This is a genomic window from Streptomyces sp. NPDC048353, assembly GCF_055587165.1.
The window spans coordinates 407,671-423,634 of sequence record NZ_JBVJGU010000003.1 but is presented as its reverse complement, the minus strand read 5'-3'; the positions used below and the strand labels follow the sequence as shown (position 1 = coordinate 423,634).

The following is a 15,964-nucleotide window of genomic DNA, read 5'->3' as shown; positions in this document are numbered from 1 at the left end:
GGTGCTGTTCAAGGGGAGCTTCCAGCGGCCAAGCTGAGCGCGCGCTTCCGGCTCTTCGCGGGCGCACTTCTTGTCGAGTTGACCACATGCCGTTGACGGCCAGAGCAGCGAACGGAGAACACCCGTGATTGTGGGAGTCCTCAAGGAAGCGCGGGCAGGTGAGAGTCGCGTTTCGGCCACGCCGGCCACCATCGAACAGATCCGCAATCTGGGATACGACGTGGTCGTCGACCCGGGCGCGGGCGTCGCCGCCGGCTTCCCCGATGGTGCCTATGAGACGGCCGGCGCGACCATCGGCGACGCCGCGGCCGCGGACGTGGTGCTCGGGGTCAACGCCCCGGCCCCGTCCCAATTGGACCGGGTCCGGCCGACGGCGACGGTGATCGCGCTGTTCTCGCCGGCCTTCGACCCGGCGATGGTCGAGGATCTGGGCCGGCGCCCCTTCACGGCCCTGTCGATGGACGCCGTGCCGCGCATCAGCCGGGCGCAGTCGATGGACGTGCTGTCGTCGATGGCGAACATCGCCGGCTACCGCGCCGTCATCGAGGCCGCGCACGAGTTCGGGCGGTTCTTCACCGGCCAGGTGACGGCGGCGGGGAAGGTCCCGCCGGCGAAGGTGCTCGTCGCGGGTGCCGGTGTCGCGGGTCTGGCGGCGATCGGCGCGGCCGGGTCGCTCGGCGCGATCGTCCGGGCGACGGACCCGCGGCCGGAGGTGGCCGACCAGGTCCGCTCCCTGGGGGGCGAGTACCTGTCGATCGAGTCCCCGGAGACCGAGGTCTCGACCACCGGCTACGCCAAGGAGATGGGCGACGACTACAAGGCGCGCGAGGCCGAGCTCTACGCCACGCAGTGCCGCGACGCCGACATCGTCATCACCACCGCGCTGATCCCGGGCCGCCCGGCGCCGACGCTGATCACCGCGGCGATGGTGGCGGCCATGAAGCCGGGTTCGGTGATCGTCGACATGGCGGCCGCCAACGGCGGCAACGTCGAGGGCACCGTGAAGGGCGAGAAGACCGTCACCGAGAACGGCGTGACGGTCATCGGCTACACCGACCTCGCGGGCCGGCTCCCGGCGCAGGCATCGCAGCTCTACGGCACCAACCTGGTGAACCTGCTGAAGCTGATGACGCCCGGGAAGGGCGCCCGGCTGGTCCTCGACTGGGACGACCCGGTGCAGCGCTCGATCACCGTGGTGCGCGAGGGCGAGTCGGCGTGGCCGCCCCCGCCGGTCCAGGTCTCCGCGGCCCCGGCGCCCGCCGCCGCGGCGGCCGCGGTGGAACCGGTGCCGAAGAAGGCGCCGATGACGGCGAAGCAGAAGTTCGGCGGCGTGGCGCTCGGCGCCCTGGCCCTGTTCCTCACCGCCGCCTTCGCCCCCGCGGCGATGCTGCCCCACGTGACGGTCTTCGTGCTCGCGATCGTGATCGGCTACTACGTCATCGGGCACGTCCACCACGCGCTGCACACCCCACTGATGTCGGTGACGAACGCGATCTCCGGGATCATCGTCGTCGGCGCGCTCCTGCAGATCGGGCGGACGAGCACGACGGTCACCGTGCTCTCGTTCGTCGCGATCCTCCTGGCCGGCATCAACGTCTTCGGCGGCTTCGCGGTGTCGCGTCGCATGCTCGCCATGTTCAACCGGAGCTGACATGACTGCGACCACCGCCGCCCAGGCGGCCTACCTCGTTGCCGCGCTGCTGTTCATCCTGGCGCTGGCAGGACTCTCCAAGCACGAATCGGCCCGGCTCGGCAACGCGTTCGGCATGCTCGGCATGGGTGTCGCGCTCGTCGCGACGGTCGTGCTCGCGGTGGACGGCGACGTCTCCACCGCCGGCCTCGGCCTGATGGCCGTCGCGATGCTGATCGGCGCGGTGATCGGCCTGCAGCGGGCCCGCGGCGTCGAGATGACCGGCATGCCCGAACTGATCGCCCTGCTGCACTCCTTCGTCGGTCTGGCCGCCGTGCTGGTGAGCTGGAACGGCTTCCTGAACGTCGAGAACGACCCGGACGGCCACGAGGCCGCGGCCCTGGACGCGCTCGGCACGCTGGGCATCCACCACGCCGAGGTGTTCATCGGCGTGTTCATCGGCGCGGTGACGTTCACCGGTTCCGTCGTCGCGTACCTGAAGCTCGCGGCGAAGATCGACTCCAAGCCGCTGGTGCTGCCCGGCAAGAACGCCCTGAACCTCGGCTCGCTGGGCCTGTTCGTCGCCCTGACGGTGTGGTTCGTGATCACACCGGAGCTGTGGCTGCTGATCGCCGTCACGACCCTGGCGCTGGCCCTCGGCTGGCACCTGGTGGCCTCGATCGGCGGCGGTGACATGCCGGTCGTGGTGTCGATGCTCAACAGCTACTCCGGCTGGGCCGCGGCCGCCTCGGGCTTCCTCCTCGGCAACGACCTGCTGATCGTCACCGGCGCGCTGGTCGGCTCCTCCGGCGCCTACCTCAGCTACATCATGTGCAAGGCGATGAACCGCTCCTTCGTGGCGGTCATCGCCGGCGGCTTCGGCATCGAGGCGCCGTCGGGCTCGGACGTCGACTACGGCGAGCACACGGAGATCACCGCCCAGAACGCGGCCGAACTGCTCGGCTCCGCCCGGTCCGTGGTCATCACGCCCGGGTACGGCATGGCCGTCGCACAGGCCCAGTACCCGGTCGCGGAGCTCACCTCGAAGCTGCGCGCCAAGGGCGTCGACGTACGGTTCGGCATCCACCCGGTCGCCGGCCGCCTGCCCGGCCACATGAACGTGCTCCTCGCCGAGGCCAAGGTGCCGTACGACATCGTCCTGGAGATGGACGAGATCAACGACGACTTCGCCAAGACCGACGTCGTCCTCGTGATCGGCGCCAACGACACCGTCAACCCCGCCGGAGCCGAGGACCCCGGCAGCCCGATCGCCGGCATGCCGGTGCTCACCGTCTGGGAGGCCGGGAAGGTCATCGTGTTCAAGCGCTCGATGGCCTCGGGGTACGCGGGCGTGCAGAACCCGCTGTTCTTCCGCGAGAACACCTCGATGCTCTTCGGCGACGCGAAGGCCCGGGTGGAGGACATCGTCGGCGCCCTCTGAGCCCGACGGACGGAAGCCCCCGGCACGGCGCGGACGAAGACACCCGCGCCGCGCCGGACCCGGGCACGGTCGAGCCAGGCGCCGGCCGCGGCGGATGCGGTCCGCAGGCCGGGGAAGAAGCCGCCGGGGCCGGTCAGCGGCTGAAGACCCGGACCCGCTGGATCGCGTTGTTGCCGAAACCGCCGCGGTTCCACGGGGGTTCGAGCGGCTGGGTGCGGCCCGAGGCGTCCGTGGCGCGGGCGGTCAGGACGTGGCGGCCTGGAGCGGCCGTCCACTCCGTATGCCAGGACTGCCAGGCACCCGGGTGCGCGTCCGGCGGCGCCAAGTCCGTCGGGGTCCACGTGCGGCCGTCGTCGGCGCTGAAGAGCACCTCGGTGACCGGGCCGTGGCCCGACCAGGCGCGGCCCTCCAGCCGGACCGGGCCGGCCCGCACGACGCGGGTACGGGACATGAAGTCCGGGAACCCCGGCGGGACGAGCAGGGCGCGCGGGGCGATCCGGTCGACCGGGACGCCGGGCTCCCCCGGGGCCTGGCGGTAGCGGTAGGCGACCGTCTGCTGGAAGCCGGTGAACGGGCGGTCGACCAGGGTGATGTCACGCAACCACTTCACGTGCGCCATGCCGTACCAGCCGGGGACGACCAGCCGCAGCGGGTACCCGTGCTGCGGCGAGAGCGGGGCGCCGTTCATGGCGTAGGCGAGCAGCACGTCCTCGGCCACCGGCAGCGCCAGAGCGCGCTGATAGTCCTGCTCGACACCCCTCTCGACACCGTGGTCGGCCCCCGTGAACACGGCCTCGACGGCGCCGGATCCCACCCCCGCCGCGTCGAGCACCGACCGCAGGGGCGTCCCCGTCCAGTCGGCGGTGCCCACCGCCTCGACCAGCCACGGCTGGCTGACCGGCCGCGGCGCGAGCCGCGCCCGGCCGTTGCCCGCGCACTCCATCGTGACCCGGCGGGTGACGGCCGGCAGCGCGCGGAGGGCCGCCAGGTCCAGGTCGAGGGGGGTGCGTACCGAGCCGCCGACGGACAGCCGCCACGCCTCGGCGTCCGCCTCCGGGATGTCGTAGTGCACCAGGACGTAGTGCAGCCCGGCCGGGGTGACGTCGTAGCGCAGCGCCTCCAGGGGCAGACCGTGGTTGCGGGCCGCCAGTGCCAGCTCGTCCGCGCCGATGCCCTCGCCGGCGTCCGCCACGCGGCCGGGGGCGCTGACGTACCGTAGCGACGACGGCTCCACCCCTCCATGGTCCCGCGCGGCGCCCCGCCCGGCACGTCAGGGCCGGAGCCCCGGCCGCCGGGGGTCACCGCCATGACCCTGGCGGCGAATGGAGGACGGCCGGGGCGTCGACGGGCGTGGGGCGGTCGGCGGTGCGAGGCTGGGGCGTACCGGATCTGCGGAAAGGCCAGTGCCATGATCACCACCGACTTCGTCCCCGGCTCCCCCTGCTGGCTCGACCTCGGCGCCCCCGACGTCGGAGCCGCCGCCGCCTTCTACGGCGCCGTGTTCGGATGGCAGTACGAGTCCATGGGCGACGGGGAGGACATGGAAGGCGGGATGTTCCGCAAGGACGGGAAGATCGTCGCCGGGCTCGGCAAGCTCACCGAGGAGGGTGCCCGCTCGGCCTGGATGATCTACTACAGCGTCGCCGACGCGGACGCCACGACCCAGGCGGTGGAACGGGCGGGCGGCACGGTCCGGGTCGCGCCGATGGACCTCGAGGAGTGGGGGCGGATGGCGCAGTACACCGACCCGCAGGGCGGACAGTTCGCCGTCTGGCAGCCGGGCCGGGACTCCGGCGTCGAGCTGGTGGACGAGCCGGGCTCGCTGTCCTGGACCGAGCTGTACACGACCGACGCCACGGCCGCCCGGGAGTTATACGGCGGCCTCTTCGGCTGGCGGTTCGGTGACATGGAGCTGCCCGGCGGCGGGGGCACGTACACCCTCATCACTCCGGCCGGGCTCCCCGACGAGCGCATGCACGGCGGTCTCATGGCCCTGTCCGCGGAGGACCTGCGGCTCACGAACGGGCGGGCGTACTGGCACCCCGTCTTCGCCGTCGCCGACTGCGATGCCACCGTCGCCAAGGTGACCGAGAACGGCGGCCGGGTGCAGATGGGGCCGGAGGACGCGCCGGGCGTCGGCCGGCTCGCGGTCTGTCTCGACCGGGCGGACGCCGACTTCGTGGTCCTCACCCCCTCGGCCGACTGAGCGGCGCCGGTACGGAGGCGGGGCCGGCCCGCCTCCCGGAGCGCACGGGCCTCGCCTCATCGAGGTGGGTCCGCCGCGTCCAGACGGTCGAGTGCCGCCGCCGTCAGGGCCGTGATCGCGGGCGGGAGCGCCGTGCGGACGTCCGGGGCGAACAGGGGGGAGTGGTTGGGCGGGAGCCGCCCGCCCGAGGCGGCCCACTGCCGGGGGCTCGCCGTGCCCACCATCCAGTAGACGAGCGGGACACCCGCCTCGCCGTGCAGCGCGCGGCCCCCGTCGCCGTACAGCGGGAAGTCCTCGGAGGCGAGCGACGGCGGCCAGGTCCCGACCCGTTCGGGGCCGTGGAGCGCGATGTGGGCCTCCCGCACCGCCCGGGTCGCGGCGGCGTCGCCCCACAGCGCGGGCGTACGGGAGACCGTCGTGATCTCCGGTTCGACCGGGCAGCCGGACGCGGCGCACTCCGCCCGCACGACGCGCTCCACCGCCGCGAGGAACCGGTCCAGGGAGGCGTCGGTGAGCGCCCGCAGGCCGATGCCCAGCTCCGCCGTGTCGGGGACCACGTTCACCGCCGTGCCCGCCCGCACCGTGCCGACCGTGAGCGTGACCTGTTCGGCGGGGGCCGTCTCCCGGGCGACGACCGTCTGCAGACGGGTGATCACGGACGCGGCCGTGACCACCGGGTCCACGGTGAGGTGCGGGGTGGCGGCGTGGCCGCCGCGGCCGTGCACGACGACGGCCAGGGCGGCGCTCGCCGCCGTGACCGGCGCGTGCGCCGTGCCGTGCGCGACCATCCCGGCGGGCAGCGGCGCCGCGTGCTGGGCGAGGACGACGTCCGGTCGGCCGAACCGCTCGTACAGCCCGTCGCCCAGCATCGCGCGCGCCCCCGACAGGGTCTCCTCCGCCGGCTGGCCGACGACGACGAGCGTGCCGCGCCAGTGCCCGCGGCCACCCGCCAGCAGCTCCGCCGCCCCCGCGGCCGCGGCCAGGTGGAGGTCGTGGCCGCAGGCGTGCATGGCGCCGTTCCCGCTCGCGTACGGCAGTCCCGTCCGCTCCTCCACGGGCAGGGCGTCCAGCTCGGCCCGCAGGTAGACGCGCGGGCCCGGGCCGTTGCGGAGGACGCCGACGACGCCGTGGCCGCCGACGCCCCGGGCGACCTCCAGGCCGACGGCGGCGAGCCGGTCCGCGAACCGGGCGGCCGTGCGGCTCTCCTCGCCGGAGACCTCCGGGTCGCGGTGGAGCTCCAGATAGAGCGTGAGGGCGGGGCGCAGCGCCTCCCCGGCCCTGGCCAGGACGGGATGGGCGGGCAGGGCGGGGGAGAGGGGATCGGGCCGGTCCACGGGGACTCCTGACGGGTCGTGGCATCCGCTGGCGCGGCGTGCCAGCGATATGTGTGCGGGAGACGTGCCGAACGGTGAGCGGCGCCCGGTGGAATGGACGCGTAGAGCCCGGACGGCCCCGGTCGCGGGGCCGCCGCCTTGAGGAGGCAGCATGAACAAGGACCTGAGCACCCTCGCCGACGAGATCCTCGAGCTCGAGGCCGAGACCTTCGAGATCTCCGACTACTCGGACGCCAGCGAGGTCGTGCTCGCCGGCTCCACGAGCACCAGCTCGACCTCGACCTGCAGCTCCACCACCAGCACCACCTCCTGCTCCGCCTGACGTCCGCCACAGGCACGGGACGCGCGCCCGGTATCCGTCTCCACGGCTGCCGGGCGCTTTCCTGTCACCGGAACCATGCTCTGCGGCGGCCGGAACCAGGGGCCCCGGCCGCCGGACCTGCGAGCGCTACGGGAACGGATGCGGCACCCTGCGGATCTCGGCGTCCGTCAGGTCCGTCGCCCGGTGCCCGCCGCGGCGCAGCGCCGTGCGCAGCCGCGGCATCAGGGGCGCCCGCTGCCGGTTCCAGCCGAAGTCGATCGGCAGCAGCCCGGGGACCAGGGTGGCGACCGTCCGCAGTCCCATGCGTTCCTGCTCGGGAGTGGTCTGGTCGACCACCACGACGTCGTGCCCGGTCGCGACGAGGGCGTCCGTCACGGCCCGTACGTCGTCGCGCAGATCACCGGTCCGCGGCCGGCCGGTCGCCTCCCACGCGCGGTACGTCTCCTCGAAGGGACGCACCACCGTCGGCTCCAGATAGCCACGGGCGTGCTCGGCCATCCGCGGCAGGCCGTACAGCTGCGCGTGGTCCTTGAGGTGGCGTACGCGGTGGAAGTCGTCGGCCATGGCCTCCAGTTCGCCGCGCCGCTCCCGGGTCTGCCGGGAGAGGTGCGGGATGTACGTCAGCACCTCCGACAGGGCGCCCTCGACCGCTCCGAGCGGATCCAGCGAGGCCGCCGCGGCGAACGACAGCGTGCCGGGGCCGCCGTCCCGGCGGACGGCCACCGCCGTGACCACGGGGACCGGCAGGTCGACGCGGTTGTCCAGGACGTGGACGTCGTAGCCCTGGAGCGCGGCCCGCTCGGCCATCGCCGCCGCCGCGCCGCCGCCGACGGCCGCCAGGTCGATCCGGGGGAGCCGGGCGTCGCCGTACCAGGCGTTGAGGAAGGCGTCCCGCTCGACGAGTTCGAGCAGCCCGCCGAGGACCGCCTCCTCCAGACAGCCGCCGATGGCGCAGCCGTTGGAGCATTCGAAGACGAAGTTGTCGGCCGCGAGCCCGGCGCTGTAGTACACGAGCCGCGAGGGGACCAGGACCGGCCGGTCGTCGCGCAGCGACCAGCCCCACTCCCAGGGGATGGCGCGGTCCGGGTCGAACGGGTCGACCAGCGGGTCGTCGCGGTAGGTGGCCGGGTCGTAGAAGCCGCAGACGGCAGGGTCGACGGCGTCGGCGCGCAGTGCGTTCCAGGATCCGGTGACCGGGGTGCGCCGGCCGCGCCGGTGGGTGCCGGCGTACCGCTCCAGCCCTTCCAGGAAGGCCAGCGTGCGGCTGGTGGAGAAGGCGTTCTCCTGGCCGCTCCAGGTCACGTCGTTGAGCCCGGCGTACCCGCGGACGAAGACGCTTCCGGCGACCGGCGCCGTCGTCGGCGAGGTGACGCCGAGCCAGGTGCCGCCGCCGAGCGCCCCGCAGACGGGGTTGGCGAGCGCCTCCTGCGGGAGGGGGTACGAGGACGCCGACCGCAGCCGGTACGCGCCGGGGTCGGGTTTCGGCCGGGAGGCGAGGGCCAGGGGCCGTGGCGCGGCCGGCTCCGGGGGCGGTGCGCAGTCGGGGCAGAGCGGGTCCGCGAGCAGGGGGTACGTGCGGATCCGCAGGGTCGCCGGATCGACGCGGGTGACCTGCGGCAGCGCCCGGTCGGCGGGGTGGGTGGCGGGCGGTTCGGCGCCGGGGCCGTCGAGCAGGGCCTGGCAGAGCGCGGCGACGGTGTCGTACACGTGGTCGGTGAGCAGCGGCCAGTCACCGGCCGGGGTGGGCGCCTCGGGGCCGCCGGTCTCCAGCGCGTCGCGCTCGCTGCGACTGCGCAGCCGCTGCCAGCGCAGGGCGAGGCAGCGCCCGCAGGCGGGCGCGGTGCCGTCGCCGCCCCAGGGGCCGACGATCACGGCCGAGGCGGTGAGGTGGACCCGGGCGTCGGCGCGGGCGCCGGCCCACGGGTCCGGGGCGCCAGGCCCGCCGCCCGGCGCGGCGGCGTCGGTGACGCCGACCGGGACGACCGGGACGTCGCGGCCGAGCCGGCGCGCGAGCGCCGAGCGGAGGCCGGCCCGCGCCGTCTCCATCGGTCCGTCCGCTGCGGCGCTCACGAGGACCTCGTCCAGCGGAACGTCCTGAGCGCGACCACCCCGAAGAGGAGGGCGAACACGAGCAGTCCGACGCAGCCCACGACGACGTCGGAGGAGTCTCCGCGGCCCGCGAGCGCGTGCGAGACCGCGTCGTTGAGGTAGCGCAACGGCATGACCAGCGACACCTTCTGGAGCCAGGAAGGCATCGAGTCCATGGGGAAGAACGACCCGGACAGGAACGCCATCGGCAGCATGAGGAAGTTGGCCACGGCCGCGACCGACTCGGGCGTGTCGGCGAGCGAGCCGATGATCACGCCGAGCAGCAGGAAGGTGGTGATGCCGAGGAGGAGCACCGGGACCAGCAGCGGCCAGCCGGAGGCCGGTTCGAGACCGAAGACCGGCAGCATGGCCACGCCCACGAACAGCAGCGACTGCACGGCCCCCACGCCCAGGGCGATGACGTACCGGGAGCCGATGACGGCGGAGAGCGGCGCCGGGGACATGCGGATCAGCCGCAGGAGGTCGTCGGAGCGCCACTGCATGAGCGTGAACGCGATGCCGAACACGGCGGCGTTCGCCACGCCCCATGACAGCACCCCGGACGCGGTGTACGAGAGGTAGGTCAGGCCGCTCTCCTCCACGGACCGGCCGCGGAAGATCAGCCCGAAGACGACCAGGAAGAGGAGCGGGAAGGCGAAGGTGAAGAAGAGGGTGGTCTTGTCCCGGACCTGGGCGCGGTAGCCCGCTCCGGTCAGTGCGGCGTAGGCGCTCATGGTCACGGCTCCGTGGTCTCGGCGTGCGCGCGGTCGGACCGGCCGGCCGCGGTGAGGCGGGAGGTCAGGTCGAGGTAGACGTCCTCGAGGGTGGCGGTACGGGTCTGTACGCCGTCGAGTCCGGCGAGCCGGTCGACGGCGGCGAGGACCCGGCCGGCCGTCCGGGTCTCCAGGACGAGGGAGCCGCCCTGGACGGTGACCCGGTCCACCCCGCTGATCCCCGCGGCCTGTTCCTCGTCCAGCCGGCCCAGCGGCAGCAGCAGCCGGCTGGGGGCCTGGGAGGCGCCCACCAGGTTGTGCGGGGAGTCGGTGACGGCGATCCGGCCGTCCACCAGGATCGCGATCCGGTCGCAGAGGGCCTCGGCCTCGTCGAGGTGGTGGGTGGTGTAGACGATGGTGCGGCCCCGCGCCTTCAGGGCGCGCAGCACCTCCCACAGGTCGCGGCGGGCCTGCGGGTCGAGGGCGGCGGTCGGCTCGTCGAGGAAGATCAGCTCGGGGCCGTGGACGAGGGCCGAGGCGATGGCCAGCCGCTGGCGCTGCCCGCCGGAGAGGTTCTCCACCTGCACGTCGCGCCGGTCGGTGAGGCCCACGGTCTCCAGGGTGGCGTCGACGGCCGCCCGGGGCGCGCCGAACAGCGCGGCGACCGTGCGCAGATGCTCGTGCGCGGTCTGCCGGACGAAGAACGCCGAGGACTGGGTCTGGACGCCGATCCTGGGCAGCAGCGCCGTGTCGCGGGGCCAGGGGGACGCGCCGAAGAGGGCGACCGTGCCCGTGTCGGCCCGGCGCAGCCCCTCCATGATCTCCACCAGGGTGGACTTGCCCGCTCCGTTGGGGCCCAGGAGCCCGAAGAACTCGCCGGGGTGGATCTCCAGGGAGACGTCGTCCACCGCCTGCCGGTCCCCGTACCGCTTGGAGACCCCCTGGACGAGGACGGCGGCGGGCGGGGAGGTGTCCGCGCGGGATGTGGTCGGCATGGCCTGTCCTTCACTCATGTGGTGCGTCGGTCCTTCGGTGGTCGGGGGCGGGCAGGTGCGGGGCGGCGGGCCGGGGCGGGTCATCCGAGCAGCAGCCGGAGGAGCACCGCGCAGACGCCGGCCAGGGCGAGCAGGACCAGCAGCGCCGCCCCGATCGCGTACGAGGTGTAGATCCGCCGGGCCCGTGCGGAGTAGGCGGCCCGGCCGCCGCCCCGGCGCGCCGCCAGGTACGTGCGCGTCTCCGGGGCGAGCCGGGCGGCGCCGAGGGCGTGGCCGAGCATGCGGTAGCCGTCGAGCGGCGGCAGCGGGACGAGGTTGCTGAGCCCCTGGACGCTCCCGAGCAGGAGCAGACCGGCGAGCAGCGGGCGTTCGGGGGCGCCGTCCGGAAGCACGGCCCACCAGACGCCGAACGGCAGCAGGAGCAGCATGTTGAGGTACGCGCCCGCGCCGGCGATCACCAGCTTGGCCCGCAGCCCGGGCAGGAACAGGTAGTTGTCGACCGTGCAGGAGAGGAGCGCGGCCGGGAACCGCCAGCGCAGCCCGATCTCGGCCACGTGCCCGCCGTAGTGCTGGGCGGCGACCCCGTGGGCCAGCTCGTGGACCGTGATGCTGAACCACAGGAACATCGCCACGGCCGCCAGGGCCACGGGCCGGCGGACCAGTTCGGCCGTACCGTCGAGCAGGGCGGAGGGGTGTGCGGCGAGGACCGCGATCAGCGCCAGGACCGCGGCGAGCAGGGGGAGTTGGACGGCGCGGTGGAGCAGGGGGCGTACCAGCCGGTGCAGCCGGGCGGTGGTCGCGTCGGCGTCGGCGACCAGCGGGCGGCTGCCGCGCCAGACCGTGTTGGCGGGCCGTGGCTCCGGCGCCGGGGGCGGCGGGTCGGGGGCGCCCGCGAGGAGGCCGCGGGCGCCGAGCAGGCCGAGGATCCGGTGCCAGTGCTCCTCGCCGAGCCGGCGGCCGAACCGGTCGGCGTAGGCGGGCGCGCAGTCGTCCAGGTTCCTGGTCCCGTCGAGCAGGGTGATGAGGAAGTGCTCCTTGACGCCGATCTCGAACGCGGCGCCCGTGACGGGATGCCGGACCAGGTGCACGGTGCGGGGGCCGCGCAGCAGCGGCGGACTGAGGAGGACGCCGGGACGCAGCGCGGGCCGGTACGCCCGCGCCGCCGCGGCCCCGCTCACGCCCCCGCCGCCTTCCCGGGGCCGCCGTCCCGGGCGGACGCCCCGTGCGGTTCACGGAGCACCTGGCCGAGCACGTAGGAGAGGTAGGCCTCGTCCCGGATCGTCACGTGCAGCCGGTTGTTGGTCATGTGCATGTACGGGGAGAGCAGTCGGGGCAGCACCGCCGGCACATGGGTCAGCTTCTCCGGCGGCGCCGCCCCGGCGGGCTCCGCGCGCTGCTGCCCGGTGTCCTCGCGGGCGGGCCCTTCCCCTACGGGAAAGAGGAGTTCGCCGCGGGTGGCCAGCTCCTCGACGCGTTCCCTCAGCAGCAGGCAGTGCTCCGCCCACCCCCGCAGGAACGACGGCAGCCGTCCCAGCTCGCGCTCCGCGACCGCGGCGCGGACGGCGGCGAACCGGCGGCCCAGCGCCGGCGCCATCTCCGCGTAGTTCCGCTCGTACTCCTTCGAGCCGATGAACCCGGTGCCGGGGAACGCGCGGTGCCAGAACGCGTAGTAGCCGTCCAGATAGTCGGCGAGCCGGTCCTCCTCCGGCAGGAAGCAGCTCGACATCACCATCATCAGCTGCGCGGAGGTGCCGAGCAGCACCGTGCGCAGGTGCAGGTTCATGGTGCGGAAGGCGTCGACGACCAGGTCGCTGGAGTGGCGGAAGTGCCACTCGGCCAGCTCGACCCCGGCGGGCCCGCCGTACTTCGCGTACTCGGGGGCGTACGGCTCCTCGCTGAAGGAGTTGTTCGGCCGCAGCCGCATCCCGCCGTCCTCGCCCATGTACCGCGTCCGGTCCGCACCGGGGAACTCGATGTCGAACAGGGCGTTGTAGAAGTCCTTGAGGAAACCGGAGTCGACCTCGTACAGGGCCGGGCGGGTACGGAGGAAGGCGGTCAGCGCCTCCTCGGCGCGGCGCTTCACCTCGGGGGCGGCGGACCGGCTCGACGGGCGCAGCCGCAGCCGCACGTGCGGCCCCTCCAGCCAGTAGTTGATGAAGAAGTGCCCGGCGAGGAGCCCGTCCTCGGTGAGCCGCGCCACCAGCGGCCGGACGCAGTCGACGAGCAGCGGCCGGGGGCTCGCGGCGTAGAAGACGTGCAGCGCGATCCAGTCGCCGGGCTCCGGGGCCGCGCCGTTCCCGCTCGCGGAGGCGGCGAGGGAGGTGGGCGGGGGAGAGGTCAGTTCCGGCATGGGGGGCCGTCCTCGGTGCGGGGGCGGAAGGTGAAGGTCTCCACGGCCAGTTCGGCCACGTGGTGGCCCTGCGCGGAGGTGACGTGCGACTCGTCCTCGGCGGGCAGCATCTCGCGCAGGATCACCGCGGCGCCCGGTTCGCGGTCCACCAGGGCGTCGAACGCCGTCAGCGACAGGGGGCTGTCGAAGTCCACGTACAGGGGCTTGGCGCCCGGGGCGCGGCGGCCGTCCCGGAGCACCGTCGCGAAGACCTGGCCGGGCAGGCCGTGCGCGCGCCGCCAGCGCCGCCACTCCAGGTACCACGACGCGTCGTCCGCGCCGGGGCGGCGGACCGGCAGCACGGCCGCGTCCGCCGTCCAGCTGCGACGGTCGACGACGATGTCGCCGTGGACCAGGCGTGGCCTGCGGGTCACCCCGTCGACGGCCGGGCCCGCGGGGACCCCGCCCCACAGGTCGGTCGGCGCCATCGTGCTGGGCGACAGGAGCAGCAGGGTGCGGGGGATCTCCGGCAGCGCCACCGGGACCAGATAGCCGAGGTAGACCGGGATCACCTCGCGGCCGAGCCCGCGCGAGCGCAGGACGAGCCGGTCGCGGGCCTCGTCGTGCTCCAGGTACAGGTCGTCCAGGTGGAGCCGGGCGTCCTCCGGGACGGCGGATGTCTCCCCGGGGCAGACGATCTGGTAGTCCGTCAGCCGGCCGTGCAGGTTCAGATTGCTGGTCACCGGGCCGCCGGTCAGCTCGGCGAACACCGCGCCGTGCGGCTGCCGTTGGCGCAGCTCGGCCCGCAGCCGCTCCGAGAGTCCGGCGTCCGGTGCGGCGGGTTCGGGTCCGGGCGCCCCGGGGGGCCCCTCTCCGGCCGCCGGTCCGTCGAAGAGATGGGTGAACCGGCTGAAGGGGAAGGCGAGTCCGCCGTACGAGCGGTTGAGGACGACGCGGGGGCGCGCCTCCGGGCCGGCCGGCAGGCCGATCTGGAGGTGGTGGCTCTGCGGTACGAAGTCGCCCAGCAGCGGCGCGAGTCGCGAGGAGACGGCGTGGAGCAGGTCGCCGGGGATCCGGATCTCGTCGTCCCCGCCGTGCCGCTCCCACAGCCCGCGCATCCCGTCGACGAAGGCGCGGCGGGCGTCGTCCAGGTCGCGCAGGGCGGACTGGCCGAGCCAGTTCTCCTCGGGGACGTACGCGCCGTCCGCGTCGAACGCCGTGCGCCGGGAGGTGAACGAGACGTACTGGTCGAAGAAGTCCTCGTGGAAGTCGTGCACGAGCCCGAGGAGGTCGTGGCAGCGTCCGCCCCGCCCGTAGCGGGCCAGGAAGAAGCCGTGCAGGGTGATCCGCTGCGGCAGGGTGAGGTCGAACAGCGGCAGCACGCCCTCGACCGCCCGCAGGGCCCGTCCGGTCGCCCCGCCGAGCGGACCCGTGCCGCACGACAGGTCGTCGCCCGCTCCCACGTCCTCGTACAACAGGGTCCGCGGGAGCGCCGGTTCGGCGGCGCCCAGCTCCCGCTGGACGTCGAGCAGCCGCTCGCGCAGGGTGCGCAGCAGGACGCGCCGCTCGGCGGCGCCGGCCGCCGGGTAGGCGGCCAGGCAGTCGGCCGGGCCGTCCAGCGCGTCGGCCACGGAGTCGGCCCAGGGAGCCCCCAGCTCGCGTAGCGCGCCCTGGAAGGAGCGCAGCGGGTCCGGGGTGTGGACATCGGTGCGCAGACCGGGGACCTGGACCATGCCGAGCTGGAGCAGCGCGGCCGCGTACCGCTCGCACTCGGCGGGTTCGGCACCGTGCTCCGCGCGCAGCCACGCCACGAGGTCACGATGGCGCAGCCCCTCCCGCGCGTGCGCGCCGAGGAACTCCAGCAGGCGCTCCAACGTGCCGCTGCTACGGAGGTAGAACAGCCGGTCCCGGACCGAGTCGAAGGTGACGGACGCGCTGTCGTCGCCCGCGGTGACCCACTGCCGGACGTAGCGGATCCGGTCCTCGTCCCGCCCCCAGCCGGGGGAGAGGACCACCGGCAGGTCCTGGCGGAGCACCGGATCGGCCATGATCAACTCCGCGAGCCGCCCGAGGGCGACCACGTTGAGCCGCACCCGGCCCCGCCACTCCTCCCCGAGCCGCACGACGGCACGGCGGAGACCGGTCGGGTCGCCGTGCCGCCCGCCCGCCCGCTCGTCGCCCCGCTGTTCCTCCCGTTCGCCGTCCTCCCCGCTCCCGTCCGGCCCATCGTCGAAGACGCCGGTGGCGACCGGGGTGAGGGTGCTGAAGGGGCTGGTCTTGCACGCCGTGCGGTACAGATACGTCAGCGCGGACCGTTCGACCTTCCGCAGCCGTTTCCCCGGCTCGGCGGCCGGATCGTCCAGATACGCGTCGAGCCGGCCGTCGAGCGTCGGCGAGGCGAGGAGCAGACCCTGCCGGAACCGTTCCTCGGCCAGCGTGGCGCGCAGCGCCTTCCGCGCCGCGCGCAGCTCCTCCGCGAGGAGCCCCGGCCCCTCGGCCAGCAGCTCCGCGTACCGCGCCCGGTCGCCCAGCCAGCCCGCGAGCCGCGCCCCGGCGGCCGGATCCAGGCCGGTCACCAGACGCAGGGCAAAGTCGGGTTCGGCCGGCAGCCGGTTGTTGAACACCTGCCGGCGCAGGCCGATCAGCGACCGCCGGGCGTCGTCGCCGACCGCGTCGGCGGCCTCGACCAGGCCGTGCAGCAGATCGCTCAGGGCGGCCCCGCCGTCGGTCAGCCGCTCCTCGTGGGCCAGGACCTCGTCGGCCCAGGCGCGGGTGCGGACACAGCGCAGCCCCTGCGCGGCCTCCACGGGCAGTCCGGCGGCCCGGAGCAGGAAGCGCCGGCCCACCTCCCACTCCGTGGCGACCGGGGAAACCGTCTCGGACGTCGTCAGTGTCATGCGGGCCCC

12 protein-coding genes are annotated in these 15,964 nt (G+C 74.3%); 4 read left to right on the top strand and 8 right to left on the bottom strand.

The window, feature by feature from the left end; all coding sequences use genetic code 11:
• The first annotated feature begins 124 nt into the window (after window positions 1-124).
• Together ACZ6RC_RS12185 and pntB are read left to right on the top strand one after the other, a co-directional pair.
• Complete coding sequence (locus ACZ6RC_RS12185; protein WP_469581540.1) at window positions 125-1,651, top strand: Re/Si-specific NAD(P)(+) transhydrogenase subunit alpha; 1,527 nt, start codon at window positions 125-127, stop codon at window positions 1,649-1,651.
• A gap of 1 nt (window position 1,652) precedes the next feature.
• Entirely contained in the window at window positions 1,653-3,071 is a 1,419-nt protein-coding gene (gene pntB / locus ACZ6RC_RS12180) for a Re/Si-specific NAD(P)(+) transhydrogenase subunit beta (RefSeq protein ID WP_391134976.1), read from the top strand.
• A gap of 133 nt (window positions 3,072-3,204) precedes the next feature.
• Here pntB and ACZ6RC_RS12175 read toward each other — a convergent pair whose 3' ends face one another.
• Window positions 3,205-4,305: a sulfite oxidase gene (locus tag ACZ6RC_RS12175; RefSeq protein WP_469581536.1), complete on the bottom strand. Its 1,101-nt coding sequence runs from the start codon at window positions 4,303-4,305 to the stop codon at window positions 3,205-3,207.
• 174 nt (window positions 4,306-4,479) lie between these two features.
• On the opposite strand from ACZ6RC_RS12175, the gene ACZ6RC_RS12170 reads away from it, so the two are divergent.
• Entirely contained in the window at window positions 4,480-5,277 is a 798-nt protein-coding gene (locus tag ACZ6RC_RS12170) for a VOC family protein (protein WP_469581534.1), read from the top strand.
• 56 nt (window positions 5,278-5,333) lie between these two features.
• Here the strand turns inward: ACZ6RC_RS12170 and ACZ6RC_RS12165 are convergent, their stop codons facing one another.
• Window positions 5,334-6,581: an amidohydrolase gene (locus ACZ6RC_RS12165; RefSeq protein ID WP_469582817.1), complete on the bottom strand. Its 1,248-nt coding sequence runs from the start codon at window positions 6,579-6,581 to the stop codon at window positions 5,334-5,336.
• A 181-nt stretch (window positions 6,582-6,762) separates the two neighbouring features.
• Here ACZ6RC_RS12165 and ACZ6RC_RS12160 point away from each other — a divergent pair, with 181 nt between their 5' ends.
• Entirely contained in the window at window positions 6,763-6,933 is a 171-nt protein-coding gene (locus ACZ6RC_RS12160; protein ID WP_030757923.1) for a thiazolylpeptide-type bacteriocin, read from the top strand.
• 126 nt (window positions 6,934-7,059) lie between these two features.
• Here ACZ6RC_RS12160 and ACZ6RC_RS12155 read toward each other — a convergent pair whose 3' ends face one another.
• The 6 genes from ACZ6RC_RS12155 to ACZ6RC_RS12130 form a co-directional block, all read right to left on the bottom strand.
• A complete protein-coding gene (locus ACZ6RC_RS12155; RefSeq protein ID WP_469582814.1) occupies window positions 7,060-8,979 on the bottom strand; it encodes a TOMM precursor leader peptide-binding protein in 1,920 nt (639 codons plus the stop codon).
• A 20-nt stretch (window positions 8,980-8,999) separates the two neighbouring features.
• Window positions 9,000-9,755, bottom strand: coding sequence for an ABC transporter permease (locus tag ACZ6RC_RS12150; protein ID WP_391134967.1), 756 nt, complete (start codon window positions 9,753-9,755; stop codon window positions 9,000-9,002).
• Window positions 9,756-9,757: 2 nt separating this feature from the next.
• Complete coding sequence (locus ACZ6RC_RS12145; protein ID WP_391134964.1) at window positions 9,758-10,747, bottom strand: ABC transporter ATP-binding protein; 990 nt, start codon at window positions 10,745-10,747, stop codon at window positions 9,758-9,760.
• Window positions 10,748-10,809: 62 nt separating this feature from the next.
• Window positions 10,810-11,907 (bottom strand): peptidase M50, encoded by a 1,098-nt coding sequence (locus ACZ6RC_RS12140; RefSeq protein ID WP_469581527.1) that lies wholly within the window; start codon window positions 11,905-11,907, stop codon window positions 10,810-10,812.
• Window positions 11,904-13,079 carry a lantibiotic dehydratase C-terminal domain-containing protein gene (locus ACZ6RC_RS12135; RefSeq protein ID WP_469581524.1) on the bottom strand — a complete coding sequence of 392 codons (1,176 nt, stop codon included), beginning with the start codon at window positions 13,077-13,079 and terminating at the stop codon, window positions 11,904-11,906. The genes ACZ6RC_RS12140 and ACZ6RC_RS12135 overlap by 4 nt, the downstream gene beginning before the upstream one ends.
• The gene (locus ACZ6RC_RS12130; RefSeq protein WP_469581519.1) at window positions 13,067-15,955 is read right to left on the bottom strand and encodes a lantibiotic dehydratase; all 2,889 of its coding nucleotides are present in this window, start codon (window positions 15,953-15,955) and stop codon (window positions 13,067-13,069) included. Before ACZ6RC_RS12130 ends, ACZ6RC_RS12135 begins: the two co-directional genes overlap by 13 nt.
• Between the last annotated feature and the right edge of the window lie 9 nt (window positions 15,956-15,964).

Excerpts from the sequence above, each read along its gene's own strand:
- pntB (WP_391134976.1), top strand. The coding sequence starts at position 1,653 with ATGACTGCGACCACCGCCGCCCAGGCGGCCTACCTCGTTGCCGCGCTG.
- ACZ6RC_RS12170 (WP_469581534.1), top strand. The coding sequence starts at position 4,480 with ATGATCACCACCGACTTCGTCCCCGGCTCCCCCTGCTGGCTCGACCTC.
- ACZ6RC_RS12160 (WP_030757923.1), top strand. The coding sequence starts at position 6,763 with ATGAACAAGGACCTGAGCACCCTCGCCGACGAGATCCTCGAGCTCGAG.
- ACZ6RC_RS12155 (WP_469582814.1), bottom strand. The coding sequence starts at position 8,979 with ATGGAGACGGCGCGGGCCGGCCTCCGCTCGGCGCTCGCGCGCCGGCTC.
- ACZ6RC_RS12150 (WP_391134967.1), bottom strand. The coding sequence starts at position 9,755 with ATGAGCGCCTACGCCGCACTGACCGGAGCGGGCTACCGCGCCCAGGTC.
- ACZ6RC_RS12145 (WP_391134964.1), bottom strand. The coding sequence starts at position 10,747 with ATGAGTGAAGGACAGGCCATGCCGACCACATCCCGCGCGGACACCTCC.
- ACZ6RC_RS12135 (WP_469581524.1), bottom strand. The coding sequence starts at position 13,079 with ATGCCGGAACTGACCTCTCCCCCGCCCACCTCCCTCGCCGCCTCCGCG.
- ACZ6RC_RS12130 (WP_469581519.1), bottom strand. The coding sequence starts at position 15,955 with ATGACACTGACGACGTCCGAGACGGTTTCCCCGGTCGCCACGGAGTGG.